This window comes from Burkholderia sp. BKH01 (genome assembly GCF_025685725.1).
Lineage (GTDB): Bacteria > Pseudomonadota > Gammaproteobacteria > Burkholderiales > Burkholderiaceae > Burkholderia > Burkholderia pyrrocinia_C.
The window spans coordinates 1-13735 of record NZ_JAOTQT010000042.1 but is presented as its reverse complement, the minus strand read 5'-3'; the positions used below and the strand labels follow the sequence as shown (position 1 = coordinate 13735).

The following is a 13735-nucleotide window of genomic DNA, read 5'->3' as shown; positions in this document are numbered from 1 at the left end:
GCCGGAACGGGCGGGGAACGGGGCCGGATGCGTCAGCGCCAGCCGAGCAGCACCCGCCCGATCGCATCCAGCCCCATGTCGAACAGGTGCGACACGAACGGCACGAGGTTCGGCACCATCAGCTGCACGAGCAGCAGCCCGACGAGCATCGTCACCGGAAAGCCGACCTGGAACACGCCGATCTGCGGCGCCGCGCGGTTCAGGATGCCGAGCGCGAGGTTCGCGATCAAGAGCGCCGCGACCACCGGCAGCGCGAGCAGCAGCCCCATCTCGAACACGGTCGCGCCGAACGCGGCGAGCGTGCGCCAGCCGGGCGCGTGCAGCAGGTCGGCCGACACCGGCAGCGACTGGAACGATGCGGCGAGCGCGGCGAACACCTGCAGGTGGCCGTCCACCGCGAGGAACGCGAGCATCGCGACCGCGTTCAGGAAGCGCCCCATCACGGGCGTCGCGCCGCTCGTGTGCGGATCGAAGAAGGTGGCGAAGCCGAGGCCCATCGACAGCCCGATGAAGTCGCCGGCCGCCTCGACGGCCGCGAACACGAGCTGCATCGTGAACCCCATCGCGACGCCGATCAGGAACTGCGTGACGACGATCCAGATGCCCTGCGCGGAGAACACGGTGACGTCCGGCATCGTGCCGAGCGTCGGCGCGACGACCAGCGCCATGAACGCGGCGACGCCGATCTTCACGCGCACGGGCACCGCCGCGTGACCGACGACGGGCGCCGTCGCGACGAGCGCGAGCATCCGCACGAACGGCCACAGGAAGGCGGTGAGCCAGCCGTTGAGCTGCGCGTAGGTAACCGAGAACATCGCCGCCGGGGGTTAAGCGCGGCTCAGCCGGCGCCGAGCGTCGCGACGTGCAGCAGCGTCTGCCGCAGGTAGTCGAGCATCGTCGTCAGCATCCACGGGCCAGCGATCACGAGCGTCGCGGCGACCGCGAGCAGCTTCGGGATGAACGACAGCGTCGCTTCGTTGATCTGCGTCGCGGCCTGGAACAGGCTCACGACGAGGCCGACCGCGAGCGCGACCAGCAGCAGCGGGGCCGCGAGCAGCAGGCCGACCATCATCGCCTGGTGCGCGAGGGTCATCACTTGTTCGGGCGTCATCGAGAGATTCCTCCGCTGCTTACGTGAAGCTCTGCGCGAGCGAGCCGATCAGCAGTTGCCAGCCGTCGACCAGCACGAACAGCATCAGCTTGAACGGCAGCGACACGGTGGACGGCGACACCATCATCATCCCCATCGACATCAGCACGCTCGCGACGACCATGTCGATGATCAGGAACGGGATGAAAACCGTGAAGCCGATCTGGAAACCCGTCTTCAGCTCGCTCGTGACGAACGCGGGCACCAGCAGCGACAGCGGCACGTCCTCGGGCCCCTGCATCGGTGCGGCCTTCGAGATCTTCGCGAACAGCGCGAGATCGGTCTCGCGGGTCTGCTTCAGCATGAAGGTCTTGAACGGCGCGATGCCGCGCTGCACGGCCTGCTCCATCGGCATCGCGCCGTCGGAGAACGGCTTGTAGCCGTCGTTGTACGCGCGGTCGAGCACCGGCGACATCACGAAGAAGGTGAGGAACATCGCGAGGCCGACGAGCACCTGGTTCGGCGGCGTCGTCGCGGTGCCGAGCGCCTGGCGCAGCAGCGACAGCACGATGATGATGCGCGTGAAGCTCGTCATCATCAGCACCATCGCCGGCAGGAACGACAGCATCGTGAGCAGCAGCATCGTCTGCACGCTCAGCGAATAGGTGGTGCCGCCGTGCGGGCCCGGGCTTGTGTTGAACGCGGGCAGGCCGTTCGCCTGCGCGTACGCGAGCGCGGGGGCGACGCAGAGGATCAGCACGGGCGCGCAGCGCGCCGCGCGACGCAGGAATTCGTGTTTCATCGGAATGCGGGAACGAAAAGAGGGCGCGGCGCCATGTCAGCGGTCCTTGCCGCGACCGAGCCGCTTCGCGGCTTCGCTCGCGAGCGCGTCGCGAAACCGCGAACCGAACGTGCCGGGCAGGCCGCCTTCGGACGGGGCGGCGCCGGCAGGCGCGTCGGCCGAACCCGATGCCGCGGTAGCGGTGGCCGCCGCCGGGCCGGCCGGCAGCGTGTGCAGCAGCCGCACGTTGCCCGGCGCGACGCCGAGCACGAGCCAGGTGTCGCCGATCTCGACGATCGTCGCGCTTTCCTTCGTGCCGAGCCCGACGCTCGACACGACCTTCAGCGGGCCGCCGCGCCGCGCGGGCTGGAAGCCGAAGCGGCGCGCGAGCCACGCGCACGCGAACACGAGACCGATCACGACCGCGAGCCCGACGAGCGTCTGCAGCACCGCGCCGATGCCGAGCGACGGCGCGGCCGAGCCGACCGTCACGCTCGACGCGATCGAACCGGCATTGTTCACCGCGTTCATGTCGGCGGCGACGGCCGGCGCGCTGGCGAGCGACACGGAAAGCGAAGCGGCGACGGCAAGCGCCGCCGCGATCGCGATGCGTGCGCGGCGGCCGGGCTTCGCGACGTTCATCGATTGAGCTTCCGGATGCGTTCGGCCGGCGTGATGATGTCGGTGAGACGGATACCGAACTTGTCGTTGACGACCACCACCTCGCCCTGCGCGATCAGGCAGCCGTTCACGAGCACGTCCATCGGCTCGCCGGCCATGCCGTCCAGCTCGACCACCGAGCCCTGCGCGAGCTGCAGCAGGTTGCGGATCGCGATCTTCGTGCGGCCGAGCTCCACGGTCATCTTGACCGGGATGTCGAGGATCATCTCGATGTCGTTGTGCGTCGGGTTCGCCGCGGCCTTCGACAGCGGCTGGAACACGCCGGCGCCCGTCGCGCCCGCCTGCACCGGCTGGTGGTTCTGCTCGGCGAGCGCGGCGGCCCAGTCATCCAGGTCCTGTTCCTCTTCCGCAGCGGCCGGTGCCGCCTGCGCGTCGGCGGCCGATGTCGCGAGCGCCGCATCGGCGATGGCTTGCACGTCGTCCTCGGGCGTCTGGTTCAGCTCACTCATATCCACCTTCCTTCATCGTATCGCCCGCGCTGATCATCTTCTGCACGCGCAACGCATATTGACCATTGAAAATTCCGTAGCCGCATTCCATCACCGGCACGCCGTCGACCTTCGCAGTGATCGTGTCGGCGATTTCCAGCGGCAGCACGTCGCCCGCGCGCAGGTTCAGGATCTTCTCGAACGTCGACGGGATCTCGGCGAGATTCGCGCACAGCTCGACTTCGGCGGCCTGCACCTGCTGCGACAGCACGCGCACCCAGCGGCGGTCGACTTCGAGCGCCTCGCCCTGGATCGGCGAACTGAGCACGTCGCGGATCGGCTCGATCATCGAGTACGGCATGCAGATGTGCAGCGTGCCGCCCGTCGGCCCGAACTCGATCGAGAACTGCGTGACGATCACAATCTCGTTCGGCGTCGCGACGTTCGCGAACTGCGTGTGCATCTCCGAGCGCACGAATTCGAACTGCAGCGGCCGCACGCTCTTCCATGCGGTCGCGTAGTGCTCGAACACGAGGTTCAGCAGCTTGCCGATGATCCGCTGCTCGGTGGCCGTGAAATCGCGGCCTTCGACGCGCGTGTGAAAGCGCCCGTCGCCGCCGAACAGGTTGTCGACGACGAAGAACACGAGGTTCGGGTCGAACACGAACAGGGACGTGCCACGCAGCGGCTTCACGTGCACCAGGTTCAGGTTCGTCGGGATCGGCAGGTTGCGGGTGAACTCGCTGTACTTCTGCACCTTCACCTGGCTCACGGAGATTTCGGCCGTGCGCCGCATGAAGTTGAAGATGCCGATCCGCAGCAAGCGCGCGAAGCGGTCGTTGATGATCTCGAGGCCGGGCATCCGGCCGCGGACGATCCGCTCCTGCGTGGCGATGTTGTAGGGGCGGACGCCCGATGTGTCGCGCTTTTCGTCGACTGAATCGGTTTCGCCCGTGACGCCCTTGAGGAGGGCATCGACCTCCTCCTGGGACATGAACTCCTGGTGGCCCATGCGCGCTCCTTTCGCGGCCGCGTTACTGGACGACGAATTCGGTAAACAACACGTCGTCGACCTTCGCGCGCTGGTTGCCCGGTTGCGTCGGCTGCTCGATCAGGTCCCGCAGTTCGTTCGCGAGCGAACGTTTGCCGTCCGGCGTCGCGAGATCCTCGGGATGCTTGTTCGACAGCGCGAGCAGGATCCGGCTGCGGATCTCCGGCATCCGCGCGGTCAGTTGCTCCTGCGCCTTCGGGTCGGTGAGCTTCAGCGACAGCCCGACGCGCAGATAGTGCTGCGCGCCGTCGTCCGACTGCAGGTTCACGGTCAGCGGGTCGAGCGGGAAGAACACCGGCGCGGCGAGCGGCGGCGGCGCGGCGGGCGCGCTCGCATGGCCGACGCCTTCCTTGCTCAGGAACACGTACATGCCGCCGGCTGCGGCGGCGGCCGCGCCCAGCGCGATGACGGCGATGAGCGCGATGCGCTTGAACTTGCCGGATGAAGCCGGCTTGTCGGCGGTCGGGTTTGCGGTCGTGGAGGCCATGTGAATGCGTGCGTGATGTCTCGTAGCATGCATTGTTCGGCATCCGGGCCGAGGCCGATGGGCGGAAAAGAGGGGGGAATTGCGGCTATCTCAGACGATTGTCGGCCGGCGCGGCTCGAGGCAGGGGGGGGCAGCGGCGCAAGGCGGTCATGCCGGGCGCGGCCGGCGCAAGGCGGCACGCCGGGCGGGCGTTGGCCGTCCGGCGCGGGCCGTCAGATCGGCAGCAGCGTCAGCAGCGGCGCGATCAGCACCATCGCGACGCCGGCGATCATCATCGTGAGGCTCGACACGACGCCTTCCTCGCTGCCGATCTCGCGCGCCTTCGCGGTGCCCACGCCGTGGGCAGCCGCGCCGAACAGCGCGCCGCGCGCGAGCCGCGTGCGCATCGGCACGAGCGCCAGCACGATCTCGCCGAGCAGCATCCCGCAGATACCGGTCGCGATCACGAACAAGGCCGTGAGATCCTTCGGTGCGTGGATCTTGTCCGACACGGCGAGCGCGAACGGCGTCGACACCGAGCGGGTCATCAGCGAACGCTGCAACTCGGGCGACAGGTGCAGCAGCTTCGCGAGCAGCAGCGACCCGCACACGCCCGCGCCGATCCCGACCGCGACGCCGACCGACAGCGACAGCCAGTGCCGGCGGATCAGGTCGCGATATTCATAGATCGGCACCGCGAACGCGATCGTCGCCGGGCCGAGCAGCCACATCAGCCAGCGCGTGTCGCGGAAGTAGACCGAATACGGGATGCCGGTCAGCAGGACGAGCAGCACCAGCACGCCCGGCACGAACACGAGCGGCGAGAACAGCAGTGTCTTCCTGTACGCGTAGAGCCGCTTCGACACGAAATACAGCACGACCGTCAGCACGAAGCAGCCGAACGAGATCGCGGTATTCACCCGGTCGGCGGGCAGGTTCGACAGCAAGGCAGGCATGAGCGGCTCCGGCTCAGTGGGCCACGGCGCTCAGGCGCGCGCGGCGGCGTTCGGCGAACACGCGCTGCGCGGCGAGCCGGCGTTCGAGCTTCGCGGCGAGGTCGACCGCGACGGCCACCGCGACCATCACGAACGCGGTGCCCGCGAGCATGACCAGCGCGATGCGCCAGCCGTCCTCGCGGAACAGCCCGCCGTACTGGACGGCCGCGACGGCGGCCGGCACGAAGAACAGCAGCATGTCGGACAGCAGCCAGTTCGCGCCGTCCTTCACCCACGCGGGCGCGACGCGGCCCGAGAACAGCAGCACGAGGAGCACCGCGAGGCCGATCACGCCGGACGGGATCGGCAGCCCGACCGTCCGCACGGCCCAGTCGACCGCCAGCCACAGCGCGCCGAGCGCGGCGGCCTGCAGCGCGATCCGGCCCGTGCGCGTCATGCTGCCCGAAGCGGCAGGGCGGGCGGCGAGTGCGGCGGTCGGCTTGGTCATGGCGGGCTCCCTACAGATATTCCGTTGATGGTGCGAGTATAGGGTTTCCCCTAACCATAAATAAAATGACTTGTCTCTATCCTTGTCATTCCAATTCGGAATTCAGTTTTGATTGCCGCACCAATTTGGGGAGACGTCGATGGAATTGCGCGCGCTGCGGTACTTCGTCGAGGTGGTCCGCCAGCAGAGCTTCACCGCGGCGGCCGACAAGCTGTTCGTGACCCAGCCGACCATCAGCAAGATGGTGAAGGCGCTCGAGGACGAGATCGGCTCGCCGTTGTTGCTGCGCGACGGCCGGCAGATGGTGCTGACCGACGCGGGGCGGATCGTGTTCCAGCGCGGCCAGGACGTGCTTGCCGCGCAGGCGCAGCTGCAATCGGAGCTGAACGATCTCGGCACGCTCGGGCGCGGCGAGCTGACGATCGGCATCCCGCCGCTCGGCGGCTCGCTGTTCACGCCGATCATCGCCGCGTACAAGCAGCGCTATCCGAACATCGAGCTGAAGCTGTTCGAGCAGGGCGCACGGATGATCGAGGCGGCGCTGATGTCGGGCGAGCTGGAGCTGGGCGGGCTGCTGGAGCCGGTCGATCCCGCCACGTTCGACGTGCTGCCGATGGTGCGCGCGCCGCTGTGGCTCGTCGCGCCGCGCGAGTCGCGCTGGGAGGATCAAGCGACCGTGCCGCTCGCGGATCTCGCGCGCGAGTCGTTCGTGTTCTATGCGGAAAGCCTCGCGCTGCACGACGCGGTGCTCGATGCGTGCCGGAAGGCCGGCTTCACGCCGTCGATCGTGAGCCGCAGCGGCCATTGGGATTTCATGGCCGCGCTCGTGCATGCGGGCGTCGGCATTGCGCTGCTGCCGGAGCCTTATTGCCGGCGGCTCGACGCGGGGCAGTTCACGTGCCGACCGATCGTCGAGCCGGAGATCACGTGGGCGATCGCGCTGGGCTGGCTGAAGAAGGGGTATCTGTCGCACGCGGCGCGCGCGTGGCTGGAAGTGGCACGGGCGACGCTGCCCGTCGCGCCCGTCGACGATCTCGCGTTCGGCGGGTTGCGGGCGAGGGAGTGACGGCCTCGACGCCGGGGGGTGAAGCGAAAACGGCGGGCGCAACGGCCGCCCGCCGCGTGCTCAATGCCCCATCGCCGGCCCCGCGCCCTTCCTCGGCTTCGTGATCCACACGAGCGCCGCGAGTGCGATGAACATCACCGCCGACAGGTGGAAGAAGTCGTTGGTCGCCATCATGAAGCCCTGCTGCGTGACGAGCTGGTTGAGCTGCGCATTGGCCGTCTGCCCGACGATGCCGAGCTGCGCGAGCGCGCCCTGGTAGTCGGTCGTGTTCTGCGCATAGACGCTCACCGATTCCGAAAGCCGCGCGTGGTGGTAGATCGCGTCGTTCTCCCAGAACGTCGAGCTGGCCGCGGTGCCGATCGCGCCCGACAGCGTGCGCAGGAAGTTCGACAGCCCCGACGCGCTCGCGAGCCGCTCGTCGGAGATGCTCGACAGAGTGATCGTCGTCATCGGCACGAAGAAGCACGCGACGCCGATCCCCTGCACGAGCCGCGGCAGGATCACGTGGTTGAACGGCACGTCGAGCGTGAACGTCGCGTTCCACAACGATACGCCCGCGAACACGATGAACGCGAAGCTCGCGACCATCCGCAGGTCGAGCCGGTGCATGTTGCGGCCGATCAGCGGCGACAGCACCAGCGCGAGCAGCCCGACCGGCGCGGTCGCGAGGCCGGCCTTGCCGGCCGTGTATCCCATCACCGTCTGCAGCCACAGCGGGAAGATCACGACCGAGCCGAAGAACGCCATGAAGCCGAACGAGATGATCAGCGCGCCGAGCGCGAAGTTGCGGTCCTTGAACAGCGACAGGTCGACCACCGGCTCCTTCTCGGTCGCCTCCCACACGAGCATGAACGCGAGCGACACGACCGCGATCAGCGCGAGCGCGACGATGAACGACGAGTTGAACCAGTCGCGGTCCTTGCCGAGGTCGAGCATCATCTGCAGGCACGACACGCCGATCACGAGCAGCGCGAGGCCGATCGCGTCGATCCGCTGCTTCGACGTCTTCGTCTCGCGGCCGCGCAGCAGGAAGTACGCGCAGGTCGCCGAGAACACGCCGATCGGCAGGTTGATGTAGAAGATCCACGGCCACGTGTAGTTGTCGCTGATCCAGCCGCCCAGCAGCGGGCCGAAGATCGGCGCGACGATCACCGTCATCGCCCATAGCCCGAGCGCGAGACCGCGCTTCGCGGGCGGGTAGCTGCGCATCAGGATCGTCTGCGACAGCGGCACCATCGGCCCCGACACGAGGCCCTGCAGCAGCCGGAACGCGATCAGCGTCTCGAAGTTGGTCGCGAGGCCGCACAGCGCCGACGCGACCGTGAACGCGAGCACCGACAGCGTAAACAGCCGCACCTCGCCGACCCGCCGCGCGAGCCAGCCGGTCAGCGGCACCGCGATCGCGGATGCGACCGAATATGACGAGATCACCCACGTGCCTTCGCTCGTCGCGACGCCGAGGCTGCCCGAGATGGTCGGCACCGCGACGTTCGCGATAGACGTGTCGAGCACTTCCATGAAGGTGCCGAGCGCGAGCCCGACGGTGAGCAGCGCGAGCGCACCGCCGGTCAGCGGCGCGGGTTCGGCGGCGGGGGAGGCGGCGGATGCCGTGGTGGCGGACATCGGAATCTCCTAGACGCGGCGCGCGCGACGCGCCGGCACAACGCACGGGTGCGCGACGCAGCGCAGCCCGGCCGGGTGGAACGGATCAGGAAAGAAACGCAGCACGTGCCTTGTCATCTTCTGCCCAGACAGAGAAATAAGCGAATGCTTAACCCATACATGTAGCCTCCGCGCGCATCAGCAGTCCGGTTCGTCGGGCTTCGGGCAGCCGGTCGTGCCGGGCCCGTTGGCGATGAAGCGCTGCAGCAGGCCGGTGAGCGTTGCGAGTTCGTCGGCCGAGAAGCCGTCGAGCTGCGCGTTGAGCGCGGTCGCGATCAGCGACGGCAGCGCGCGGGCCGCATCGGCGCCGCGTTCGGTCAGCGTCAGCTCGATCATCCGGCGGTCCTGCTCGCTGCGCGAACGCGCGACCAGCCCCTTGCGTTCGAGCCGGTCGAGCATCCGCGTCATCGAACCGCTGTCGTACGACATCTTGCGGGACAGCTCGAACGGCGTGCGCGCATGACCGCGCGAAAGCAGCAGGATCACGCCGATCTGCTGCGCGGTGAGGTCGAGCGGCTCGAGCGCGCGGTCCATCCGCTCGACGAGCGCCTGCTTCGCCTTCGACAGGTAATAGCCGAGGCTCGTTTCCAGCGCGATGTTCTCGGGATCGTAGAGGCCGCCGGTCATACGATTGCGCACGCAGCAATAGTGCGTTTCAGGTTAAAACGCGCCCAGTATCTTGAAAAATGATTGCTTAGTCAATATTATTTGAGGCAACCAGTTACGACATGCATGTTGCGCTGCCGGAGACTATGTTCTGACCGATTCGCCCGCGCTGCCGGGCACCCGAGGATGTTCGCGATGCTGTTCCTGAAAAATGCCGCCGGCGCACTGCGCCGCAACCTGACCGATACCGCTCATCACGTGTTTTCCGGGCCGCACCGCGGCTGGAAAATCGCGCTGTACGTGACGATGCTGGTCGTGCCGGGCGGCTCGCTCGCGGCGCTCGGGTTCGCATGGTTCGATCATCGCCGGCAGCGCAACGCGAAGGGCGGTGTACGCCGCACGAGCCAGCCGGCCGCGACGGAGCCGTCATGGCGGCCCGCCGCCGAACCCGTCCCGGTGCCCGTGCGCTGCCACTGACGCCGCGCCCGCTTTTCCAACTGTTCGCCGGCCGCGCCCGCCGCCGCGGCCGTCGCGCGCCTGTCTCGCCGCAAGCGATCCGTAATGGCCGGTAAACCGGCCGGTCGCGCCGGTAACACATTCCGGCCGCCGCGCACCGTACCCTTGGGTCTGCGCAGCTTTCCCGCCGTCAGTTACCATTTGTCCGCCAGCGGCACCACGACCGCATCGCGCGACGCCGCTCGCCGGCCGTCGCGCCCAGACAGGAAAACCACGATGCCGTACGCCTCCCTCCCGCGCGCCCTTCGCCCGCTGAGCGCCGCCGTCGCCGTTGCGACGGCCGTGCTGCTCGCCGGCTGCGCCGTCGGGCCCGACTATCACCGGCCCGACACGTCGATCCCCGCCGCATTCAAGGAAGCGCCGGCCGGCTGGAAGGTCGCGCAGCCCGCCGATCGCGCCGACCGCGGGCCGTGGTGGACGGTCTACAACGATCCGCAGCTCGATGCGCTGATCGGCAAGCTCAACGCGTCGAACCAGACCATCGCGCAATCGGCGGCCGCATACCGGCAGGCGCGCGCGCTCGTCACCGAGGCGCGCGCCGCGTATTTCCCGACCGTCGGGCTGACCGCGTCCGGCTCGCGCGCCCGCACGCCGCGCACGTCGAGCTCGTCGTCGAGTTTCGGCAGCGGCTCGTCCGGATCGATCGGCAACAGCTATAGCGTCGGCCTCGACGCGAGCTGGGAGCCCGACCTGTGGGGCAAGGTGAGCCGCACCGTCAGCGCGCAGCGCGCCGGCGAAGCGGCCGCCGCGGCCGATCTCGCGAACGCGCGGCTGTCGCAGCAGGCGCTTCTCGCGCAAACCTATTTCCAGCTGCGCACGTCCGATGCGCTGCAGAAGCTGCTCGACGACACCGTGAAGTCGTACGCGCAGTCGCTGAACCTCACGCAGAACCAGTATGCGCAGGGCGTCGCCGCGCGCGCGGACGTGATCCAGGCGCAGACGCAACTGCAGAGCGCGCAGGCGGCAGCGATCGACAACGGCGTCGCGCGCGCGCAGTTCGAGCACGCGATCGCGACGCTGATCGGCGAACCGGCGTCGACCTTCTCGCTGCCGCCGAACCCGCTCGCGGCCGAGCCGCCGATCACGCCGGTCGATGTGCCGTCCGCGCTGCTCGAGCGCCGGCCCGACATCGCGGCCGCCGAGCGCCGCGCGGCCGCCGCGAACGAGCAGATCGGCGTCGCGATTTCCGCGTTCTTTCCGACGCTCACGCTGTCGGCCACCGGCGGCTTCCAGAGTTCGGTGTGGTCGCAGCTGTTCACGCTGCCGGCACGTTTCTGGACGGTCGGCCCGCAGCTCGCGGCCACGCTGTTCGACGCGGGTCTGCGCGCCGCGCAGACCGACGCCGCGCGCGCGACCTACGACCAGGACGTCGCCGCGTATCGCCTCGCGGTGCTCACCGCGTTCCAGGATGTCGAGGACAACCTCGCGTCGCAGCGCATCCTCGCGCAGGAAATCGACGTGCAGCGGCAGGCCGTCGACAGCGCCGAGCACTCGCTCGCGATCGTCACGAACCAGTACAAGGCCGGCACGGTCGCGTACCTGAACGTGCTGACCGCGCAGACCACCGCGTTCACCGCGCAGCAGAAGCTCGCGACGATCGCCGGGCAGCGGATGGTGTCGTCGGTCGGGCTCGTGAAGGCGCTCGGCGGCGGCTGGGAAGCGTCGGACATGACGCGCGAGACGGGCGACATGGCTGCGCCGGCGCCCGTGCCGGTGTCCGGTGCTGCCGCGCCCGCGGCAGCCGCACCGTCGGCCGCCGCGCCGCTCGCGCAGAAGTAAGAAGAGAAGAGGCCGACGCGCGCGTCAGCGCATCGCGTCGCCGAAGATCAGCGACACCTCGTTGTTCCCGATCGGGTGGCCGAGCAGGTTCAGCAGCCCCGCGAGGTTCGCCTGCTGCTCGGGCGCCGCATGCGCGGTGCCGCGGAACGATCCCTGGCTTGCGCCGAACGTGCCGTGCCCGTCGAGGAACAGCGGACCCTGCGTCGTCGACAGGTCGAGATCGGCACCCGCCCCCTTCGCCTGCAGCACCGCGCGATACGAACCGAGCGGCTTCACGCGCGACACGCGCGAACTCATCGAGTCGATCGTCACCGTCAACTGGCCGAACGCGTTGTTGCCGAACAGGCGCCAGTCGCTCCAGCCGAGCCGCACGTCGCCCTGCAGATCGAGCGTGTTGAACGGCGCGCCGAGCCCCGTGAGCAGCGACGCCGGCACGGCCATCGTGCCCGCCGACAGCACCGCGCCGCGCCACGTCGCATCGAGCGTGACGGCATCGGGCATCGCCTCGGTCTGCCGCATGCGCATCTGCACGCGCCCGGTCAGCAGCGGCCAGAAGCGCGTGGTCCATTCGACCCGGCCCGGCAGCAGCGTCGCCGCGCTCTGGTCGGCGCCCGGCGCGAGCATCAGCGTGCCCGAGCCGTGCCACAGCGATCCGTCCGGATCGACGAGATTCACGTGAGCGCCGGTCGCGCGCGCAAACTGCGGCGCAATCCACGCGGCCGGCGCAAGCGCGACGAGCGTCACCGCCGTCGCCAGTCCGCCCGCCAGTACCCACGGCAATGCGGTGGCGAGCCGCTTCGTCCATGGCCTCATCGGCCGACCGCCACTTGCGTCATCCACCGCGTCATTTCTGCGTCGACGGTTGCATCACGGCCGTCAGGTCGACCTGGCCGTCGTCCTTCAGCGCGGTCGCGTGCGCCTCGCCGACCTGCGCCTTGAACTGCCGGCGCGCATCGTCGAGCCACTGCGTCCACGCCGGGAACGACACGTTCTTCATCTGGATCTGCACGCCGTTGCCGACGATCTGCACCTGCGCACCCTGCAGCCCGTGATCGGACAGCGACGCGGTCAGCGCGTCCTTCAGCGCCAGGCCGGTCGGTGCGACACCCTGCGCGGCGGCCGTCAGCGACTTCGCCTCGTTCGCCTGCGCGGTCATCTGCGCGAGTTCGCGACGCATATTCGGCAGCTCGCGCTGGATCCGCGCGCGGCCTTCCTGCGCCGGCGACCACAGCACCGAATACGCGATCGCGAGCGCCAGCACGGCGCCGCCCCAGCCGAGCAGCATCTTCTCGCGCTGCGAGCGCTCGCCCCAGAACTGGGTCAGCGTCTGGTTCAGTTGTTCCGTTTTCATGAGCGGCTCCGGATCGTCCATTTGCCCGTGTTGCTGTCGACTTCGCCGGACAGTCCGTTGCGCGCGAGGCGCTGCGTGAAATCGGGATCGACCTTGACCTCCGGCTTGAAGCCGACGTCGAGCCGCCGGTCGTGATAGTCGAGCGACGCGATGCCGTTCAGCGGCAGCGCACCCATCGAGCGCGTCAACCCGCTCGCCAGCGCGAGGAAATCGTTCGGCGACAGTTCGCCGGCCGCCAGGCGCAGCTGGTCGAGCTGGCGCTGCATCTGCGCGGGCGGATCGAGCACCGTCGTCGTCTTCGGGAACGCGGACAGCAGCGTCTCGGTGATCTGCGCGGACATCGCATCGCGTTCGCGCGACAGCTTCCACCAGTGCAGGTTCATCCCGATCACCGCGACGCCGAGCGTCGCCGCGACCAGTGCGAGCGGCACGCGCAGGCGCTTCACCGTCGCGCGGTCGAAGCGCCACGGCTGCGACTCGAATTCGAACTGGCACAGATCGAAACGCTCGGTCAGCGCGCGCCGCGCGAACGCGTCGAACGACAGCGGCGCGGCGCCCGGCAGCAGCGGGCCGTCGGTTCGGCCGACCGACGCGAGCCGCGGCTCCGCGCCCGGCTCGCCGAGTTCGTACAGTTCGACGTCGCCGCCGCCCGCGAGCGCGGCCAGCGTACCTGCCGCGCGCGACGCGGGCGCCGCGAAGCCTTCGCCGAGCGCACCGCGCGCAACCGCGAGTTCGAGGCGCGGCGCACCGGCCACGGCCGGCAGCGCGCCGGCTTCGACCAGCGCCGATTCGACCGCCGTCGCAAGCCCGAGCAC

17 protein-coding genes are annotated in these 13735 nt (G+C 69.1%); 3 read left to right on the top strand and 14 right to left on the bottom strand.

Going from position 1 to position 13735, the window contains the following annotated elements; all coding sequences use genetic code 11:
- Positions 1–32: 32 nt before the first annotated feature.
- The 9 genes from fliR to OEJ37_RS33665 form a co-directional block, all read right to left on the bottom strand.
- Positions 33–815: a flagellar biosynthetic protein FliR gene (fliR, locus tag OEJ37_RS33705; protein WP_263349316.1), complete on the bottom strand. Its 783-nt coding sequence runs from the start codon at positions 813–815 to the stop codon at positions 33–35.
- A gap of 23 nt (positions 816–838) precedes the next feature.
- The gene (fliQ, locus tag OEJ37_RS33700) at positions 839–1111 is read right to left on the bottom strand and encodes a flagellar biosynthesis protein FliQ (RefSeq protein WP_006401718.1); all 273 of its coding nucleotides are present in this window, start codon (positions 1109–1111) and stop codon (positions 839–841) included.
- 19 nt (positions 1112–1130) lie between these two features.
- Positions 1131–1892: a flagellar type III secretion system pore protein FliP gene (fliP, locus tag OEJ37_RS33695; RefSeq protein ID WP_174418342.1), complete on the bottom strand. Its 762-nt coding sequence runs from the start codon at positions 1890–1892 to the stop codon at positions 1131–1133.
- Between the two features lie 36 nt (positions 1893–1928).
- Positions 1929–2513, bottom strand: a complete 585-nt coding sequence (fliO, locus tag OEJ37_RS33690) for a flagellar biosynthetic protein FliO (protein WP_263349313.1) — start codon at positions 2511–2513, stop codon at positions 1929–1931.
- The gene (gene fliN, locus OEJ37_RS33685; RefSeq protein WP_263349311.1) at positions 2510–3001 is read right to left on the bottom strand and encodes a flagellar motor switch protein FliN; all 492 of its coding nucleotides are present in this window, start codon (positions 2999–3001) and stop codon (positions 2510–2512) included. The genes fliO and fliN overlap by 4 nt, the downstream gene beginning before the upstream one ends.
- Positions 2994–3992, bottom strand: coding sequence for a flagellar motor switch protein FliM (gene fliM / locus OEJ37_RS33680; RefSeq protein ID WP_152860462.1), 999 nt, complete (start codon positions 3990–3992; stop codon positions 2994–2996). The genes fliN and fliM overlap by 8 nt, the downstream gene beginning before the upstream one ends.
- Before the next feature lie 22 nt (positions 3993–4014).
- Positions 4015–4551, bottom strand: coding sequence for a flagellar basal body-associated protein FliL (fliL, locus tag OEJ37_RS33675; protein ID WP_174418339.1), 537 nt, complete (start codon positions 4549–4551; stop codon positions 4015–4017).
- Positions 4552–4730: 179 nt separating this feature from the next.
- Positions 4731–5453, bottom strand: a complete 723-nt coding sequence (locus OEJ37_RS33670; RefSeq protein ID WP_152860466.1) for an LrgB family protein — start codon at positions 5451–5453, stop codon at positions 4731–4733.
- A 13-nt stretch (positions 5454–5466) separates the two neighbouring features.
- Entirely contained in the window at positions 5467–5940 is a 474-nt protein-coding gene (locus OEJ37_RS33665) for a CidA/LrgA family protein (protein WP_174418338.1), read from the bottom strand.
- Between the two features lie 139 nt (positions 5941–6079).
- Here OEJ37_RS33665 and OEJ37_RS33660 point away from each other — a divergent pair, with 139 nt between their 5' ends.
- Positions 6080–7006, top strand: coding sequence for a LysR family transcriptional regulator (locus OEJ37_RS33660; protein ID WP_152860470.1), 927 nt, complete (start codon positions 6080–6082; stop codon positions 7004–7006).
- A gap of 60 nt (positions 7007–7066) precedes the next feature.
- Here the strand turns inward: OEJ37_RS33660 and OEJ37_RS33655 are convergent, their stop codons facing one another.
- The gene (locus OEJ37_RS33655; RefSeq protein WP_174418337.1) at positions 7067–8629 is read right to left on the bottom strand and encodes a DHA2 family efflux MFS transporter permease subunit; all 1563 of its coding nucleotides are present in this window, start codon (positions 8627–8629) and stop codon (positions 7067–7069) included.
- 177 nt (positions 8630–8806) lie between these two features.
- Complete coding sequence (locus OEJ37_RS33650; protein ID WP_174418336.1) at positions 8807–9295, bottom strand: MarR family winged helix-turn-helix transcriptional regulator; 489 nt, start codon at positions 9293–9295, stop codon at positions 8807–8809.
- 174 nt (positions 9296–9469) lie between these two features.
- Between OEJ37_RS33650 and OEJ37_RS33645 the strand changes: the two genes are divergently transcribed.
- Both OEJ37_RS33645 and OEJ37_RS33640 read left to right on the top strand, forming a co-directional pair.
- The gene (locus tag OEJ37_RS33645) at positions 9470–9751 is read left to right on the top strand and encodes a multidrug ABC transporter ATPase (protein ID WP_174418335.1); all 282 of its coding nucleotides are present in this window, start codon (positions 9470–9472) and stop codon (positions 9749–9751) included.
- Positions 9752–10006: 255 nt separating this feature from the next.
- Positions 10007–11569 (top strand): efflux transporter outer membrane subunit, encoded by a 1563-nt coding sequence (locus OEJ37_RS33640; protein ID WP_263349308.1) that lies wholly within the window; start codon positions 10007–10009, stop codon positions 11567–11569.
- A gap of 24 nt (positions 11570–11593) precedes the next feature.
- Here OEJ37_RS33640 and OEJ37_RS33635 read toward each other — a convergent pair whose 3' ends face one another.
- The 3 genes from OEJ37_RS33635 to gspL all read right to left on the bottom strand — a co-directional run.
- Positions 11594–12382 carry a type II secretion system protein N gene (locus tag OEJ37_RS33635; RefSeq protein ID WP_175920630.1) on the bottom strand — a complete coding sequence of 263 codons (789 nt, stop codon included), beginning with the start codon at positions 12380–12382 and terminating at the stop codon, positions 11594–11596.
- 31 nt (positions 12383–12413) lie between these two features.
- Positions 12414–12920, bottom strand: coding sequence for a type II secretion system protein M (locus OEJ37_RS33630; RefSeq protein ID WP_263349305.1), 507 nt, complete (start codon positions 12918–12920; stop codon positions 12414–12416).
- Positions 12917–13735, bottom strand: an 819-nt coding sequence (gene gspL / locus OEJ37_RS33625; RefSeq protein ID WP_263349303.1) for a type II secretion system protein GspL, incomplete at its 5' end; no start/stop codon positions are given. The genes OEJ37_RS33630 and gspL, both read right to left, overlap by 4 nt.

Coding starts and splice junctions, on each gene's coding strand:
- fliR (WP_263349316.1), bottom strand. CDS start 815: ATGTTCTCGGTTACCTACGCGCAGCTCAACGGCTGGCTCACCGCCTTC.
- fliQ (WP_006401718.1), bottom strand. CDS start 1,111: ATGACGCCCGAACAAGTGATGACCCTCGCGCACCAGGCGATGATGGTC.
- fliP (WP_174418342.1), bottom strand. CDS start 1,892: ATGAAACACGAATTCCTGCGTCGCGCGGCGCGCTGCGCGCCCGTGCTG.
- fliO (WP_263349313.1), bottom strand. CDS start 2,513: ATGAACGTCGCGAAGCCCGGCCGCCGCGCACGCATCGCGATCGCGGCG.
- fliN (WP_263349311.1), bottom strand. CDS start 3,001: ATGAGTGAGCTGAACCAGACGCCCGAGGACGACGTGCAAGCCATCGCC.
- fliM (WP_152860462.1), bottom strand. CDS start 3,992: ATGGGCCACCAGGAGTTCATGTCCCAGGAGGAGGTCGATGCCCTCCTC.
- fliL (WP_174418339.1), bottom strand. CDS start 4,551: ATGCATGCTACGAGACATCACGCACGCATTCACATGGCCTCCACGACC.
- OEJ37_RS33670 (WP_152860466.1), bottom strand. CDS start 5,453: ATGCCTGCCTTGCTGTCGAACCTGCCCGCCGACCGGGTGAATACCGCG.
- OEJ37_RS33665 (WP_174418338.1), bottom strand. CDS start 5,940: ATGACCAAGCCGACCGCCGCACTCGCCGCCCGCCCTGCCGCTTCGGGC.
- OEJ37_RS33660 (WP_152860470.1), top strand. CDS start 6,080: ATGGAATTGCGCGCGCTGCGGTACTTCGTCGAGGTGGTCCGCCAGCAG.
- OEJ37_RS33655 (WP_174418337.1), bottom strand. CDS start 8,629: ATGTCCGCCACCACGGCATCCGCCGCCTCCCCCGCCGCCGAACCCGCG.
- OEJ37_RS33650 (WP_174418336.1), bottom strand. CDS start 9,295: ATGACCGGCGGCCTCTACGATCCCGAGAACATCGCGCTGGAAACGAGC.
- OEJ37_RS33645 (WP_174418335.1), top strand. CDS start 9,470: ATGCTGTTCCTGAAAAATGCCGCCGGCGCACTGCGCCGCAACCTGACC.
- OEJ37_RS33640 (WP_263349308.1), top strand. CDS start 10,007: ATGCCGTACGCCTCCCTCCCGCGCGCCCTTCGCCCGCTGAGCGCCGCC.
- OEJ37_RS33635 (WP_175920630.1), bottom strand. CDS start 12,382: ATGAGGCCATGGACGAAGCGGCTCGCCACCGCATTGCCGTGGGTACTG.
- OEJ37_RS33630 (WP_263349305.1), bottom strand. CDS start 12,920: ATGAAAACGGAACAACTGAACCAGACGCTGACCCAGTTCTGGGGCGAG.